We start from the raw sequence: 15,930 nt of genomic DNA on the forward strand, positions 1-15,930 counted from the left end.
TTTCCAATTTCATATCTACAATGTCAAACAACCAAATAACTCCCGGCAACCAAAGCCCCCAAGAGCAAGACGATATATAAAGCTTAATTCCCTATCGTCAAGGACCATCTGAAACATTTCTGTAAAAACTTTCCGAACCCTGCTTAAAGCCCGAAGCTACCTTTCCGAAGATCAGTAACTCTATGTTTTTACTCCATCTTTCCGATGTCCCGCCAGAGCAGCGCCCCGTCGGTGAGCGGTGTTATAGGCCCCCCACCCAACACTGTCAAAGACCTTTTTGAAAAAAAATCACATTTTTGCAAAATTACCGTCACAAGCGCTTTTTGTGTACGATTATTACCCGAATCAGCGCCATTTGGGATCTAATCAAAAAAGCCCCAGATTCCCATCCTATTTAAAACAGCTATATTTCCTCCGAATCACCAAGAAACGCTCTCAGACAAAGGCAAAAAACTTAAAAGATTCGCAAAAATCTTTTCAAAAATAAGGAACTCCACCGCAATGACCCGGGGCAAAGGCGTTAATTGTACAGCCTTCCCTGCTCAACGGCCTGAACATGTCCAGCAAAGGACGCGGAAGACATCAGATCCTTACAGCGTTCAAAACGCGTAATACTATAAGCCCAGAAATCTTCGGCAGGATTCTTGTTGCCGTACTGGATCAGCCCCCAGAGGGTCCAGAGCAAATCACACAGCCCCTTGTAGATAACCATGCGTCCGACAATTTCCGCCGGAGGTTCCCCGCCCCAATAGGCCATGAGCAACTCCCGATCCTGCTCCCGGGTGAATTCCGCCTCAACAGAAAGATCCCCGAGATCCCAGAGCGGATCATTCATCCCGGAATATTCCCAGTCGACAATCCACATCTTCGTCCCGTCATCGAGAAAATTTTCGGACAGAGGATCACAGTGGCAAGGCGCAAGCGGCAGGTTCTTCTTTGAGGCCAGCGTCTTTTGAATTTTCTGTGCCTGCTCGACAACCCTGTGATAGCCATCCGGCAATGCAACACCCAGATCACCAAGAACCTTCAGATATTCGTCGATCATGGAAAAAAGTTCAAAACGGAACCGAAACTCTTTTCCTGAATGATGTAACACGGCCAAGGCCTGACCGGCCCGCGCCACAGAGCCTGGCCGTAGCTTAAACGCAGAAGGGGTCATGGTCTCTGCCCCGTCAAGAAACCGTGACACCATGAGGCCGCTTGCAGGATCGCTATAAAGTACTTCAGCCGAGACCTTTATCTCTGCCGCAAGCTGCGCATTGTGAGATTCTACCTCACGGTCAATATAGCCTTCGGTTCCCTCTCCGGGAATACGCACTATATAGCTGTCTCCTTTTCGCGAGATCCTGAAAACAAGGTTGGTCAGTCCCCCCAGTCGCTCAACTGAATAGCTTTCCGGCTCCCAGTCCCTGAACTCAGACAAGCCTGCCAAAGCTGTCGCAATGCGTTCTTTTTCCATTTTCATCTCCCCTCGTCATGATTACCACATTCTTGAAGGTTCACATTTTCAGGCGTTCATTTCCCGGGTCGTACAAGGCCCCGTCAACACGGGTTGCGGGGTATCGCCTCCCAAAGGCCTCGATTTCAAACCCCTGTCGATCAGCAATTTCGACAGAAAGATACCCCAGGGCGATCTGCTTCCCAATGGTATGACCGTGGTTGGCAGAGGTTGTCAGACCGACAACCTCCTCTCCAAGAAAGATTGTCTCTGCACCATAGAGAGAAACATCGGCCTCAAGTGTAAAGGTGGATAGCCTCTTGCTGGCTCCAGCTTCCTTGATTGCCTGCAGTGCCTCGCGCCCGATAAAATCACCTTTGGATTTCAGGGCCACCTTGAACCCCAGCCCCGCATCATAGGGACTGTAGTCCGGGGTTACCTCTGAACTCCAGTAAACGTAACCCTTTTCCAACCTCAAACTGTCAATGGCACGGTATCCGACATTGGAAATCCCGTGAGCTTGCCCCGCTTGCCAAAGCAACTCATAGACATGTGCAGCAAACTCGGTCGGGATATGCAATTCCCACCCCAGCTCACCGACATATCCGATCCGCAGCGCCCAGAGAGTGGCGGCACCAACCTCGATCTGCTGGCAGGTCGAAAAGGGGAAGTTTTTATTCGAGAGATCTTTATCTGTGACTGACTGCAGAACCGATCTTGAATTCGGTCCGCAGATATTGATTACCGCCCTGGCGGATGTGACCTCAAAAGCATGAACCGAACCATCCGTGGGCAGGTGCGCCTTGATCCAGTGAAAGTCGTGTGCTGCAAAGCCGCTCCCGGTAATGACATAGAAATGCTGTTGCCCAAACCGACAGATGGTCAAATCGGCTTCGATCCCTCCCTTTGCATTACAAAGCTGGGTATAGATCACGGACCCGACTGGTTTATCGATATTGGAAACGGCAAGTCTCTGCAAAGCATCAAGAGCACCAGGTCCGACGATCTCCAGCTTTGCAAAAGATGACTGATCTATCAGAGCAACATTTTCACGTACCGCCTTGCACTCTTGCACAACCGGAGAGAACCAGTTTGTCTTTGTCCGATCGAAATCCAGTTGATCCTCCGGCTCTGTGCCGGGGGGCGCAAACCAATTAGGGCGTTCCCACCCTGCCTTGCTACCATAACAGGCCCCCTTGTCTTTCAGGATATTATAAAGCGGACTGCGCCTGATACCTCTGGCTGTTTCAGCTTCTTCACCAGGCTTATGGAGCAGGTAATGTCCGCCATAGTGTTCTATGGCCCTGCTATACATAAAGTAGCTGGTATTGTGATGCTCACTGAAGCGGCGAATATCCAGCGGCCAAAGGTCAAGACTTGGTCTTTGCTCAACAATCCATTCCGCCATCATCTGGCCTGCCCCGCCGCCTGCTGCAATTCCGTAAAGAAACCCGCTGGCAACAAAGTAGTTATCAAGCTCGGCCGCCTTGCCCATGACAAAATCGCCATCCGCAGAATAGGGAATAGGACCATTGACAAGTTCACGAATACCCACGGTATTAATAACCGGGGTGATTTCCGAGGCAAGACAGGCAAGCTGTTCAAAGCGATCAAAATTTCCGCCCAGCAACTCCCGTCCGAAACCATGAGGGATTCCCTTGTCACCAAAAGGAACTGTGCCTTTTTCATAGCCACCGACAACCATCCCCCGCACTTCCGGCTTATAATAAACCAAGCGATCGGGGTCCCGCATGGTGGGCATATCTTTAGGCACGCCCGGTATAGGATCTGTGATCATATACTGATGCTCCAAAGCGCAGGCAGGAATTTTGACATTACTGAGCGCACCGAGTTCGCGTGACCACATCCCCCCGGCGTTCACCAGAATATCAAACGTCCAGATTCCGTCTGATGTAACAACCTCTGTGGCTCTTTTGCCGTTTCGACGAACTCCGAGGACCTCTACGCCCTGTTGAATGATAGCGCCTTTGTCCCGCGCGCCCTTAGCCAAAGCCTGGCAAACCGAACTGGGATCGATATAACCATCGCTTGGTACATAGGCAGCTCCCTCTACTCCCTCTGTTGTCATGATGGGAAAAAGCTCCTGAGCTTCGCGGGCACTCAGTATCTGCATCTCCAGACCAAAACTTTTCGACGTCGTTGCCAGACGCTTTACTTCCAGCATTCGATCCCTGGAGCTTGCCAGCCGCAGACTACCGACCTTTTTCCAGTCCAGAGCCTGACCTGTTTCCGCTTCCAGGCGGTCATACAATTCAACTGATTTCTGCAACATCCGGGTTGTATTGCGCGAAGACCTCAATTGCCCAACCAGGCCAGCTGCATGCCACGTTGCCCCGTGGGTCAACTGGTTCTTTTCCAGTACAGCAACATCCGGCTTTCCCATACGGGTCAGATGATAGGCAATAGAGCAGCCAATAATACCGCCGCCGATAATAAGTATTTCCACGTGCTGCCGCTTTGACATCTGACCTCTCCCCAAAACACCCCATGACCACATAAAGCCACAATATCCACATAAAACAATGTAAAACAGAGTCGAGTCAATCGCCATAATTGATATTTTATGGTTTTTCTGTGTTTATTCCGTGGATTTAATGATGTTATGGTAAGATTTTGAATAGCAAAGCCACAAAGTGAAAATCCATGCCCCCCTCAAAGCGTCAGCTCGACATCCTCAAGAATGTTCGTTTCAGTGGTTTTTGTACGACTGCAGCACTTGCTGAGTCCCTGCAAGTCTCGATGGAAACAGTCAGGCGCAATGTAAACAGCCTTGTCGCAGAGGGGTTGCTGGAAAAAGTCCATGGTGGAGTTTCTCTCCCCGAAAGCCTGCCCGAACCCTCCTTCACCCGGCGTCTGACGGAAGGAAAAGAAAGCAAACAACAAATCGCCGCCTTGGTATCCGCCCAAATTCGCAATGGGGACTCATTGTTTCTCGACAACAGCTCGACCACAGCTTACGTCGCCATGGCCCTCAGCGATCATCGCAACCTGTTTATAGTTACCAACTCGGCCTCGATTGCCAATATTCTGGTGAGCAGAAACGGAAACCGGGTTTTCTTGGCCGGAGGCGAACTAAGAGAACATGATGCAGGAGCTTTTGGACCAGAAGCCCTGGAGTTTGTCAGCCAGTTTGAACTTCAGCATGCCATATTGTCTGCTTCAGCTGTCCAGTGCGAAAAAGGCTTCATGGTAAACCATCTCTGTGAAGCTGTTTTCTCTCAGGCACTCATCGCACATTCTCAACAGACCATTATGGTTCTCGACCACAGCAAGTTTGAAAAAATGGCCCCTGTCAAACAGTGCGATTTCTCGCAAATACAACAATTCGTCACAGACAAAACCCCGCCAAAGCGCCTGCTTGAAGCAATCAAGCAGGCGGGATGTGATATGGCAATCCCCGAAGAACAGGCCCGATTCACACAAACCCGATAAAACGAGAGCCCGTAACAGATCTTGCCTAATGTCAATTCCTCTGTGATCTTAGCAGCTTGATAGATCAGGAGAATAAACAGGAATGAATGTGGGCGGAGCTCCGGAAAACGGCCAGGTCGTTATCGGCCTGAATGCGGTTATTGTGGCAATTATAGAAGAACAGCCAAAGGTACTGGTTGTTCAACACACGCCGGAAACCCTCACCGCCCAGCACGAAACCCTGACTGATCGCGCCCTCCCACATGACGACCGTCATGAAGCTCTCCCCTTTGGCCCCTTCTATCCCCTGAAACACCGGACACTGGAAAGTGGCCTTCGATCCTGGGTAGAAGAACAGACCAACCATGAAATCGGCTATGTGGAGCAACTCTATACCTTTGGCAATGCTGGACGCGATCCTCGTGAAGGTGCCGGTGGCCCCAGGGTCGTTTCTGTCGGATATCTCGCCCTGGTTCAGGATACCGGACCGACCGCAATCGAGAATGCCATATGGCATAACTGGTATCACTACTTCCCCTGGGAAGACTGGCGCGATGGCACCCCCAGAATTCTCGAAAAAAATATCATTCCGGCTCTGAGGACCTGGATCGCCGGATCAGAAACCCGGGAACAACGCGAAGAACGATATGAACGCGCCTGTATCACCTTTGGCCTCGACGAAACTCCCTGGAGTGACGAACTGGTTCTCGAGAGATACGAATTACTTTATGAAGCCAATCTGGTTAAGGAATCACAGGACGGCAAAAGCAAACCCCTGCCCGTCGATTATCGGGGCACGCCTATGGCCCTGGATCATCGACGGATTCTGGCCACTGCGATTGGTCGCTTAAGAGGCAAAATCAAATATCGCCCGGTGGTTTTTGAACTGATGCCGCCCACCTTTACCCTGCTCCAGCTGCAGCGCGTTGTTGAAGCCCTGTCAGGCACCCGCCTGCACAAACAGAATTTCCGTCGCCTGATCGAAAAAAAGGGCCTGGTGGAAGATACCGGAAAGATAGAAAGCCAGACCGGCGGCCGCCCGGCCAGCCAGTTTCGTTTCCGTCGGGAAGTCCTGATGGAGCGACAGGCTCTCGGCGTCCGGCACAACTAAATCCCAATAGCAATTCCAGATCCCGATACGCGAGCCGACTACAGGACAGCATCAGGTTCAGGCTTTCACCGTCAGAAATTGCCTCTTCGCCCTCCCCTCTTATGCTTTAAATGAGCATAATCTGCTTGACGACAGTAATACTCATTTGTAGCATAACAAAACACAGGGGTTATCCCGTATTTTTTTCACCCCCACTTATACTCAAATTGAGCACATGAGGCTGCCATGACCGTCCGAACAGCGACCATCGAAACAACAGACCTTGTCTACACTGCCGAAGTGGCTGAACGTACAGCAGCTGTTTTTGAGAAAGTCGCGCCTGCGATCAGCGCCGAAGAGTGGCCGGACTTTGCCCCCTACATCGATGAAATCATCCGTCTGAAGCAAGAACGTAACGCCATCATTCTTGCCCACAATTACCAGACCCGTGATATCTATCACTGCGTTTCAGACATCGTGGGTGATTCCCTGGCCCTCGCCCAGAAGGCTATGGATGTGGAAGCAGATGTCATTGTCATGGCCGGGGTGCACTTTATGGCCGAAACCACCAAGCTGATGAACCCGGGCAAGACCGTATTGATTCCTGACCCAAAGGCGGGGTGCTCTCTGGCAGATTCCATTACGGGGGAAGATGTGCGCAATCTGCGTAAGAAATACCCCGGTGTCCCGATCGTCACCTATGTAAATACATCGGTCGAGGTCAAGGCTGAATCAGATATCTGCTGTACTTCCGCCAATGCAAAGAAAATTGTCGAATCTCTCGGGGTTGATCGGGTTCTGCTGATTCCTGACCGCTTCCTTGCCGCCAATGTTGCTGCGGAAACCGAAGTCGAGATCCTGACCTGGGAGGGTGAATGCGAGGTGCACGAACGTTTCACCGCCCAGCAAGTCACACAACTGCGTAAGGCCCACCCCGGTGTCACCGTACTGGCCCATCCGGAATGCCCCCCCGAAGTGGTACGGGAATCTGATTTTTCAGGCTCGACTGCTGCCATGATCAACTTTGTTGTTGATAAAAAACCGGCTGAAGTTGCCCTGATCACGGAATGCTCCATGGGCGACAACATTGCAGCTCATAATCCGGACACCAAGTTTATCCGCTCCTGCAATCTCTGCCCGCACATGCAGCGCATCAATCTGATGAATATCTGTGATTCCCTCAGACACATGACCCATGAAGTCACGATCGACCCTGAATTGGCTGAACCTGCCCGCCGGGCCGTGCAACGGATGCTGGATGCAAGTTAAGGACACACGCCATGGCGCCAAAAGTGAAATCTCCGGCAAATAGAAAAACGGGCCAACAGGCTGACAAAATGGCCTCCGACCAGTCCCTTGCCTGTGATGTCCTCATTATCGGCGCGGGCATTGCCGGCTTGATGACAGCACTCAGTCTCGCCCCCCGTTCGGTCATATTGTTATCAAAAGGACCTCTGGGTCAGGAAGCTTCCAGTACCTGGGCCCAGGGGGGCATATCAGCAGCCCTCTCGCCGGATGACAGTCCTGAGAACCATCAACAGGACACCCTCGCGGTTGCCGGAGGCATCGCCAATAGCGAGATTGCGAAACTGGTCACGGATCTGGGGCCAGAAAGGATCAGACAACTGGTCGAACTGGGGGTGGTTTTTGACCGGGATGGACAAAACCTGAGCCTCAGCCGCGAGGCTGCCCACAGTCATCGCCGGGTGGTGCATGCCAACGGCGATTCCACAGGGCGCGAGGTGATGCGGGCACTGCGCGACAGGACCCAAGAAAGCCCACACATTATTGTCCTTGAACAGGCCGAAGCCCTCGATCTGATAATAGAGGATCAGCGGGTCGCAGGCACCAGCCTGATACATCAGGGAAAAATCAAAACCGTCACTTCCGCGGCCACAGTCCTGGCCACAGGGGGGATCGGTCAGCTTTTTAGCGCGACAACGAACCCCTTTGCCGCTTCCGGCGATGGCCTTGCCATGGCCGCTCGTGCAGGGGCATTGTTACAGGATCTGGAATTCGTCCAGTTCCACCCAACCGCTATAGATGTTGCTGCAACCCCGCTTCCACTCGCCACAGAAGCCTTGCGCGGCGATGGTGCCCTTCTGGTCAATGATCTGGGAGAGCATTTCATGCTGGAGAAGCACCCTCTGGCTGAACTCGCGCCACGGGATGTTGTTGCCCGTGGCATCTGGGATCAGATTGAACAGGGGCGCCGCTGTTATCTTGATTGCCGCATCAAGATTGGTCAGCGCTTCCCCCAACTATTCCCTACTGTTTTTACCCACTGCCAAAATCATGGCATCGATCCCCGGTGCGATCTGATTCCCGTACTCCCGGCTGCCCATTATCATATGGGTGGAATCGCAACTGATGCCCGGGGACGCAGCTCTTTACCCGGGCTATGGGTCTGTGGCGAAGCAGCTTGCACCGGGCTTCATGGCGCCAACCGCCTTGCCAGCAACTCTCTGCTCGAGGCATTGGTTTTCGGCCCGCTGGTCAGTGACGATATCAAAAACAGTCTCCTGCATTCCGGCCTCCAGACTCAGGACGGGCTACTGCGGAAACCAGCTGTTACTCATACAATGCCCCCCGACTTTACTCTTGAGCCGGAAGCGGATGTCATTAAAGAATTACAGCTGCTGAACTATCGCCATATCGGACTTTGCCGAAATCGAACAGGGCTTCAACTCCTGATCGAGCATCTCCGTAAAATAGGGCAAGAGCACGACAATGCCTCCCCCCGCCTGAGAAATCTGATGACCTGTAGCCACCTGATTGCAACTGCCGCTCTTAACCGGGAAGAAAGCAGAGGTGGGCATTTCAGAAGTGACTACCCACAAAGCCTGTCCCGATATCAGAACCACAGCCTCCAGACCTTAAATGACTGCAGCATAGCGACGGGAACACCGTCACAAAGTTTTTGCTCGCCAACCGATCTCTCTCTGGCTTCCTGAACAAAGGAAAGTAACCCATCATGTCTGCTCTCCTGAGCCCCCTTCCCAGAAATCTGGTTATCCCTGCAGTTCAAAATGCCCTGCTTGAAGATTTAGGTTCAACCGGGGACCTCACCAGTAACAGCACCATTCTGCCTGACACCTGCCTTAAGGCTTCAGTCATCAGCCGGCAGGAAGGCTGCATCGCCGGAACAGATTTCCTGATTGCGACCATGGCCGAGATGTCTTCTGCAGTGAATGTAACGGTTCTTGCTGAAGACGGAACAAGGGTTCAGCCCCAATCCGTCGTGGCGACTATCGAAGGCCCCGCCCGGGCCATCCTTGCAGGGGAGCGGGTCGGGCTAAACTATCTTGGTCACCTTTCCGGGATTGCCAGCGCAACCCGAACCATCGTCGATCTGGTTGCAGGTTTGCCAGTCAGGATTACCTGCACCCGAAAAACCACGCCGGGCCTGAGAGCTTTTGAGAAATACGCTGTCCGCGCCGGTGGCGGGCACAACCACCGCTTTGGTCTCTATGACGGGGTGATGCTCAAGGACAATCACATTGCCGCTGTCGTCGGAGACATTGGTACTGCAATCAACCGGGCACGCGCCAGCATCGGGCACATGGTCAAGATCGAACTCGAAGTCGATACCCTTGAGCAGCTGGAAATCGCCCTGCCCCACAAACCGGATATCATTCTGCTCGACAACATGAATCTGGCTCAGCTTCGACAAGCTGTGAAGATGGTCAATGGCCGTGCCATAGTAGAAGCATCCGGAGGAATTACAGCACAGACAGCCCGGGCAATTGCAGAAACCGGCGTTGATGTCCTTTCACTCGGCTGGCTAACCCACAGCGCCCCCTGCCTCGACCTGGGACTGGATATTCTTTGAGATTGGGACTGTGAACAGCCGCAGCAGGCCCTGTTAATAAAACTGAGAACAAAACAAACAAAAGAGACCCCGCATTTCAGAGGGGTCTCTTTTGTCCAACACTGTACTTTCCAGTTCTGATCAAACCGCCTTGACGCTTGAATAATCAATCCAGCTTGAAACCGGGATGACTTTTTCCAAGGGTGATACATTCGGACGGGTGGCCGGGCGGAAACCATCACCGGCACTGCTGCGCAGCTTGCGGTCAATTACGGCGGTATCAGCTGGAGTTTTGCCACCATGAACCAGAATTTTCTGCCCGGTCTGGGGAACAGGGTAGCCCGCCTTTATCGTTTCACTGCTTTCCACAAAGTACACACCATCAGTCAAATCAGCGACAGTGTCATCCGTGAACTCCAAATCCTCGGAGTACTCAAGCAATAGCGGCACAGAAGCCCCCAATTCCAGCAAGGCATGGCGGGCGGATGCCAACTGGGAGCGGGCCTGCTCCAGATTGGGAAGCGTCTTGAAAGAGACCGCATCAACACCCCCAGAAACCAGCCCCTGAACCTGCCGATAAGCATCATTGCGAAGAACGGGGTTATCCCCGACAGAGGCAGACTGATCAACAACACCGAGCACGAACCGGCGACGATTGCCACCTGGCAATGCATCAACGGCCTGACAGGCTGTCTCTGCAGCAAGATGATTAATGATAAAAACCTCATCCTGCATTCCGTATTTCTCCAGAACATCCGGAGATGCATTTCTGGTGTGTGTCCGGATCACATCAGCCCCAGCCTCAAGATAATCACGATGAATAGCAGCAATCACATCCGGACGCGTGATGTTCAAAGCGACATCACAGTCCTCATGGCCAAAGCCGAAACGCTGCATATCGAGGTCCAGTTTATTCAATGCGGGTTTAATATCGCCATCAGTCAAAAGTACACGGCTGTTCAAAGCATCAATAAAAGTACGCATTATGCGGCCTCCTTCGTTTCGGCCTGCAGCGCCAGAAGGCGGCAGACAGCTTCAGTAAGTTGGGGACGGTTAAGAGTATAGAAGTGAAAAGCATCAACCCCTTGGGCCAGCAGATCCCGACAAAGATCGAGGCAGAGAGAAACAGCCACGGCTGCCGAAGTTTCAGGGTCATCCTCAAGACCTTCAAACGCCTTTGAAACCCAGGCCGGGATCCGGGCACCACAACGATCCGCAAATCGGTGTAGCTGGACAATGTTGTTGATCGGCAGGATTCCCGGAATAAGAGGAATGGTAATGCCCGCAGCCCGCGCAGCCTCTTCAAAGCGGTAAAAGCTGCCTGCTTCAAAAAAGAACTGGGTAATGGCAGAGCTTGCACCGGCATCCTGTTTTCGCTTGAGATAGTCAAGGTCAGCCTGCAACGAACGGCTATCCGGGTGTGCTTCTGGATAAGCGGCAACTGCGATCTCAAACGAGCCGAATTCGCGCAGGGCAGCAACCAGTTCTATTGAATCAGCAAAACCTTCCGGATGCGCTTTGAAGGCTTGTCCTGGCTCAGCCGCATCCCCCCGCAAAGCAACAAGCCGCTTGATGCCCAGCTCGCTCCACCCGGACACCATCCGGAGAATATCCTGCCGGGAAGCTCCGGCAAGAGTGATATGAGCAGCAATAGGCAAACCCTTTTCACCCGCCAGTTCCTGGAGCAGTTCTTTTGACTTCGCCTGCCCCGAGCCTCCGGCACCGTAGGTGACAGAATAATAATCAGGGTTAAACCCCTTCAGCCGCTCGATCGTTTTATAAAGACTGCCAAGCCCCGCTTCTGTAGCGGGGGGGAACAGCTCAAAACTTATATCCGTTTTTTTCATTCTTATATTACTCCGCTCCGGGATCGCGACGGGCTGTCCATATGCAGACGGTCAGCGGATCCCCCGGAAGATGTTCTGCTGGCGAAAGGGTCAGACCCGCTTCGGAACAGAACTCTTCTATCTGTGTGTCTTCAAAACCCAGCCAGTGATGCGCATGATCATCGCGCAGGCTGTCCATACGGTGGGGCGCGAAGTCCACCAAGATCACCCGGCCACCCGGTTTAAGAACACGGGCTGCCTCGCGCAGACACATTCGCGGATCCAGGGCATAATGCAGCACCATATTCAGGCTCACAGCATCAAACCGGTCACTGGCAAAGGGAAGCTGGTACATATCGCCCTGACGAACCTGACAGTTACCAAGTCCAGCCCGGTCAATATTATTGCGGGCGATTGCCAGCATCTCGCGAGAGATATCCACACCGATCGCAGACTTTACATCACTTGCCACCAGTTCCAGGACCCGGCCTGTACCCGTTCCGATATCAAGAAGCTCGCCCACCTCCTGTTCATGAAACCGGGCAAGAAAAGCATTTTCGATCAAAGAACTATCAATGTGCAAAGAACGTATCTCATGCCAGACAGCTGCATTCTTGCCAAAATACTCCTGCGCCTTGCGACCGCGTTCTTCCTTGATACTCTGCAAACGTTGCAAATCGAGAGTCAGTTTTGGATCATCATCCGGAATAAGGTCAATAATCAGTCGAGCCAGCTCCGAGCAGGGTTGTTTTTCAGAAAGCCGGAAATACGCCCAGTTACCTTCCTGATTTCGCTCCAGCAGCCCTGCTTCCATCAGAAGCTTGAGATGGCGGGATACCCGGGGCTGACTCTGCCCAAGAATATGAACCAGTTCACTGACGGTCAGCTCGGCATGGGCACAGAGCCCGAGAACACGCAACCGCGTCGGCTCGGCAATCGACTGTAGACCTTTTAGCAATACATCCATGCAACTTCTCCCGCCAGCGCCTCAACAGCACTCTAATTTCATATAACAATATCTTTATATCGTAATTTGACAAGAAAAAAAATACTCCAATTGCGTACATTTAAGAACCAAAAGCGACAAGTTCAATCTATCCAATTGATATATATGAATATATTTTAACCACTCCTCCCGTCGCATTTTTGACTCAAGGTAATGACACCCGAAAAAATTCAGACAGACCAAGACTCTGGCGACAGGAAACCTGCCAGCAGGAATCGCCACAAGGAGTAGTGTCTAATGCAAAATCGTAAGGAAAACGCCCGGCAAGTCTCTATTCACTCCAATCAAATCCCTTAAGGATTCACAGGAGATCCCCCCTGAAACATTTCCTGCAGAACCCAGTTCCGGAAAATATCCAGCGCAGGACAAGGGTCTGCTTTCTTTGGAGTCACAATATAATAGCCTCCCGCAAGTTTTTGTCGTGGGAGTGATGTTGGCGCTATCAAGGAACCGTTATCGATTAAATCGTCCACCAAAGGTGAACTGAGCAAGGCGATACCCTGGCCATTTTGGGCAGCTTGAACCATGGAAGTATAGGCATCAATTGATATATCAGCCGGGTCCTGGTCAACTTCCACCCCGAAATGCTCAAACCAGGTCGACCAGCGGGAATCAACCACGTAATCAAAATCGATTAAAAACTCATCCAGCAGCATTCGGGGATCATCGACCTGTGGACGATCTTTCCAATAAGCGGGACTGCAAAGGGGCAGAACCTCACTATCACACAGATAGGTAGAGGTTAAGCCGCCCCAGACTCCATTTCCATAACGTATCGAGATATGGATCCCGGATGCCTTCAGGTCGACACACTTGTCATCAACCGCAAAACGCAGATCGATCTCAGGATAGGCTGCGTGAAATTTTGCCAGGCGTGGCATCAACCAGTAAGCAGAAAAGGCCGTCGTTGTGCCCACCACCAGATGATTGTTGCCCCTCCCTTTCTGAAAATCGACTACAGCGGCTGCAATCTGGCTCAACCCTCCAGTAACAACCTGTTGAAACTTCCCGCCCTCCGGTGTCAGACGAACGGAACGATTGAGCCGCTCAAATAACCGAACACCCAGGAAATCTTCCAGCGCCTTAATCTGGCGGCTGATGGCAACCTGCGTGACACCAAGCTCATTGGCCCCACGGGTAAAGCTCATATGCCGTGCTGCGGCCTCAAATGCCACGAGGGATCCCAGAGGAGGAATATTTCGACGAAGATTTATCATAACAATAACATTATGCATAATGTCCCGATTATGCAAATTGACGATTTATATCTCCCAAATCTACTGTCCATATGAAAATTAATCCAAACGAAGGTCATGATTATGGATGACACCTCAATCTTCCCTGAAAACAATGATATGTCGATCTACATCGGATGTACAAATGAGGCCCCAGAAGAAAAAATCTTTCCCAATGACCTGGGCCTGAGAATAAATCTTGGCCTTCTTCTCGAACGTCAGGCCGCACGTTTTCCAGATAACAATTTTATTATCCAGGCTGAAACAGGGGAGACATTGACCTATGATGAATTCAACAAACGGGTGAACCGCTTATCCCATGGCCTGAAAGATCATGGGATATGTCCAGGGGACTATGTCGGCATCATGCTGTCAAACTCGATTGATTTCCTCGTCAGTTCCTACGCACTGAAAAAAATTGGTGCAATCGAGGTTTCAATCAACAGTACCTTTCGGGGTATCTCCCTCATACGCATGATCAATCTTACAGGTCTTGAAACCCTGATCACATCTGTAGACTACCTCGATGTCATTGCAGAGATCGCAACTGAGCTGCCAAGATTGGAGCGCTTCATCCTCACCAACGATGCGCGGGATACTGCCCGCGCGGCAAAAGCTTTCCCAACCAGGATCATGCTCCCCCTCAGCAGCATTTTAAGCAACTGTACCCGGGACTGTGCCATTAACACCCCTGACGATGAAACTGCCGGAATATTGTTTACCTCCGGGACGACAGGTGTGTCCAAAGGCTGTGCCATACCACACCGCTCATCAGTACGCGCGGCAGAATCCATGCTGGAAGCCTTTGATCTAGGAGAAAGCGATTGTGTCTACAGCCCTTACCCGCTCTTCCATTGCGGTGCCGCACAATATGATGTGCTCCCCGCAATGATGGTGGGTGCCCGGGCCGTTATCAGGCAAGGTTTCAGCGTCCGCAATTTTTGGCCCGAAGTATGTAAATACGGAGCAACCTGGTTCATGGCACTTGGATCGGTCCAGCAACTGCTCTGGGCCGCAGCGGAATGTCCTGAAGAAACCCAACACCGTCTGCGCTTTATTTGGGGGACGCCTCTTCCTGTCAATCACGATGCCTTTGAAGCACGCTTCAAGGTCAGACTCGTTCGCGGCGGGGGCTATGGTTCTACCGATGCCGGATCTGTCGCCCTGCCGCTCTTTCATAAAACAGGGGCAGGTAAAGTCCTGGATCGCTATGAAGTTGCTATTGTTGACGAACGGGACAATCCACTCCCCACAGGGGCTGTCGGTGAATTGATCATCCGCCCCAAAGAGCCTGCGATCATGGCTTCTTGCTATATCGGGATGCCAGAAGAAACATTGAAGACCTGGCGAAACCTGTGGTTTCACACCGGTGATCTTGCCCGTCTCGATGAAGAGGGTGACCTTTATTGGGTCGCGCGTATTTCAGAAAGAATCCGCGTTAAGGGCGAAATGGTCTCTGCCTATGAAATAGAAGAGGTCATTCTCTCTCATCCAGCAGTGGAAGATTGTGCTGTTTTGGGAGCACCGGATGGAACAGGCGAGGAAACAGTTCACCCCTTTATTACCCTGCGGGAAAATGCAGCACTTAACCTCGAAGAGTTAAAGGATTTTTGCACCCCACGGATGAGCCGTTTCATGGTACCAACCAGCATGACCCTGCTTGATATCATGCCTCGCACCCCAAGCGGGAAACCCGCCAAGGCAGAGCTGAGCAAAAGGTTCTCTTCACCCTGTGGCAGCTAAACAGTAGTCAGAGAACACAAGGGACAGGCCTCTTCCAGGTCATCAAAGAAACGGCCAGATAAATTTCACAAAGGTCAAAAATCACCGTTTCGCCACATTTCCGGCAAAGTCCCTTCGCATTTGGTTCCTATTCTTTAAATCATAGAGAGCTTCCCCTCTCTATGTACGAGATCCTGAAGATCTCCACGTTACCCCAAAGCTGGACTCTGCAGTTGCCGGCCTCCCGACTGGCAACTGCATCTTCTTGTTTCATCACTCATATCCCTGCGTCATAAGGAAACACCCGATTGGCGGCGGGGGTATTTTTTTGTTATACGCAAACAGAAGAAGTGATCATGATGGGCAAGCG

General features: G+C 51.9%; 12 protein-coding genes. 6 read left to right on the plus strand and 6 right to left on the minus strand.

The window, feature by feature from the left end; all coding sequences use genetic code 11:
- Nucleotides 1-520: 520 nt before the first annotated feature.
- Together O4H49_RS09035 and O4H49_RS09040 are read right to left on the minus strand one after the other, a co-directional pair.
- Nucleotides 521-1,459: a choline kinase family protein gene (locus O4H49_RS09035; RefSeq protein ID WP_269423108.1), complete on the minus strand. Its 939-nt coding sequence runs from the start codon at nucleotides 1,457-1,459 to the stop codon at nucleotides 521-523.
- Between the two features lie 40 nt (nucleotides 1,460-1,499).
- The gene (locus O4H49_RS09040; RefSeq protein ID WP_269423109.1) at nucleotides 1,500-3,923 is read right to left on the minus strand and encodes a GcvT family protein; all 2,424 of its coding nucleotides are present in this window, start codon (nucleotides 3,921-3,923) and stop codon (nucleotides 1,500-1,502) included.
- A 179-nt stretch (nucleotides 3,924-4,102) separates the two neighbouring features.
- Between O4H49_RS09040 and O4H49_RS09045 the strand changes: the two genes are divergently transcribed.
- From O4H49_RS09045 to nadC, 5 genes are all read left to right on the plus strand, one after another.
- Entirely contained in the window at nucleotides 4,103-4,891 is a 789-nt protein-coding gene (locus O4H49_RS09045; RefSeq protein ID WP_269423110.1) for a DeoR/GlpR family DNA-binding transcription regulator, read from the plus strand.
- Nucleotides 4,892-4,973: 82 nt separating this feature from the next.
- Nucleotides 4,974-5,981 carry an NUDIX hydrolase gene (locus O4H49_RS09050; protein WP_269423111.1) on the plus strand — a complete coding sequence of 336 codons (1,008 nt, stop codon included), beginning with the start codon at nucleotides 4,974-4,976 and terminating at the stop codon, nucleotides 5,979-5,981.
- Nucleotides 5,982-6,206: 225 nt separating this feature from the next.
- Nucleotides 6,207-7,229: a quinolinate synthase NadA gene (gene nadA / locus O4H49_RS09055; protein WP_269423112.1), complete on the plus strand. Its 1,023-nt coding sequence runs from the start codon at nucleotides 6,207-6,209 to the stop codon at nucleotides 7,227-7,229.
- Between the two features lie 11 nt (nucleotides 7,230-7,240).
- Nucleotides 7,241-8,914 (plus strand): L-aspartate oxidase, encoded by a 1,674-nt coding sequence (locus O4H49_RS09060; RefSeq protein ID WP_269423113.1) that lies wholly within the window; start codon nucleotides 7,241-7,243, stop codon nucleotides 8,912-8,914.
- Nucleotides 8,915-8,934: 20 nt separating this feature from the next.
- Nucleotides 8,935-9,792, plus strand: a complete 858-nt coding sequence (nadC, locus tag O4H49_RS09065) for a carboxylating nicotinate-nucleotide diphosphorylase (RefSeq protein ID WP_269423114.1) — start codon at nucleotides 8,935-8,937, stop codon at nucleotides 9,790-9,792.
- Between the two features lie 120 nt (nucleotides 9,793-9,912).
- Here the strand turns inward: nadC and O4H49_RS09070 are convergent, their stop codons facing one another.
- The 4 genes from O4H49_RS09070 to O4H49_RS09085 all read right to left on the minus strand — a co-directional run bounded on the left by O4H49_RS09070 (nucleotide 9,913) and on the right by O4H49_RS09085 (nucleotide 13,778).
- Nucleotides 9,913-10,755, minus strand: coding sequence for a homocysteine S-methyltransferase family protein (locus tag O4H49_RS09070; RefSeq protein ID WP_269423115.1), 843 nt, complete (start codon nucleotides 10,753-10,755; stop codon nucleotides 9,913-9,915).
- Nucleotides 10,755-11,618: a methylenetetrahydrofolate reductase [NAD(P)H] gene (gene metF, locus O4H49_RS09075; protein WP_269423116.1), complete on the minus strand. Its 864-nt coding sequence runs from the start codon at nucleotides 11,616-11,618 to the stop codon at nucleotides 10,755-10,757. Before metF ends, O4H49_RS09070 begins: the two co-directional genes overlap by 1 nt.
- A gap of 7 nt (nucleotides 11,619-11,625) precedes the next feature.
- Entirely contained in the window at nucleotides 11,626-12,564 is a 939-nt protein-coding gene (locus O4H49_RS09080; RefSeq protein WP_269423117.1) for an ArsR/SmtB family transcription factor, read from the minus strand.
- A gap of 332 nt (nucleotides 12,565-12,896) precedes the next feature.
- Nucleotides 12,897-13,778, minus strand: a complete 882-nt coding sequence (locus O4H49_RS09085; RefSeq protein ID WP_269423118.1) for a LysR substrate-binding domain-containing protein — start codon at nucleotides 13,776-13,778, stop codon at nucleotides 12,897-12,899.
- Nucleotides 13,779-13,922: 144 nt separating this feature from the next.
- Between O4H49_RS09085 and O4H49_RS09090 the strand changes: the two genes are divergently transcribed.
- Entirely contained in the window at nucleotides 13,923-15,581 is a 1,659-nt protein-coding gene (locus O4H49_RS09090) for an AMP-binding protein (RefSeq protein ID WP_269423119.1), read from the plus strand.
- Nucleotides 15,582-15,930 lie beyond the last annotated feature (349 nt).

Origin of the sequence: Kiloniella laminariae (genome assembly GCF_027214005.1) — a bacterium.
In the GTDB taxonomy this organism is placed as follows: Bacteria; Pseudomonadota; Alphaproteobacteria; order Kiloniellales; family Kiloniellaceae; genus Kiloniella; species Kiloniella laminariae_A.

Bases quoted from the DNA above. Each gene is read 5' to 3' on its own strand.
- O4H49_RS09035 (WP_269423108.1), bottom strand. From the start codon at position 1,459: ATGGAAAAAGAACGCATTGCGACAGCTTTGGCAGGCTTGTCTGAGTTC.
- O4H49_RS09040 (WP_269423109.1), bottom strand. From the start codon at position 3,923: ATGTCAAAGCGGCAGCACGTGGAAATACTTATTATCGGCGGCGGTATT.
- O4H49_RS09045 (WP_269423110.1), top strand. From the start codon at position 4,103: ATGCCCCCCTCAAAGCGTCAGCTCGACATCCTCAAGAATGTTCGTTTC.
- O4H49_RS09050 (WP_269423111.1), top strand. From the start codon at position 4,974: ATGAATGTGGGCGGAGCTCCGGAAAACGGCCAGGTCGTTATCGGCCTG.
- nadA (WP_269423112.1), top strand. From the start codon at position 6,207: ATGACCGTCCGAACAGCGACCATCGAAACAACAGACCTTGTCTACACT.
- O4H49_RS09060 (WP_269423113.1), top strand. From the start codon at position 7,241: ATGGCGCCAAAAGTGAAATCTCCGGCAAATAGAAAAACGGGCCAACAG.
- nadC (WP_269423114.1), top strand. From the start codon at position 8,935: ATGTCTGCTCTCCTGAGCCCCCTTCCCAGAAATCTGGTTATCCCTGCA.
- O4H49_RS09070 (WP_269423115.1), bottom strand. From the start codon at position 10,755: ATGCGTACTTTTATTGATGCTTTGAACAGCCGTGTACTTTTGACTGAT.
- metF (WP_269423116.1), bottom strand. From the start codon at position 11,618: ATGAAAAAAACGGATATAAGTTTTGAGCTGTTCCCCCCCGCTACAGAA.
- O4H49_RS09080 (WP_269423117.1), bottom strand. From the start codon at position 12,564: ATGGATGTATTGCTAAAAGGTCTACAGTCGATTGCCGAGCCGACGCGG.
- O4H49_RS09090 (WP_269423119.1), top strand. From the start codon at position 13,923: ATGGATGACACCTCAATCTTCCCTGAAAACAATGATATGTCGATCTAC.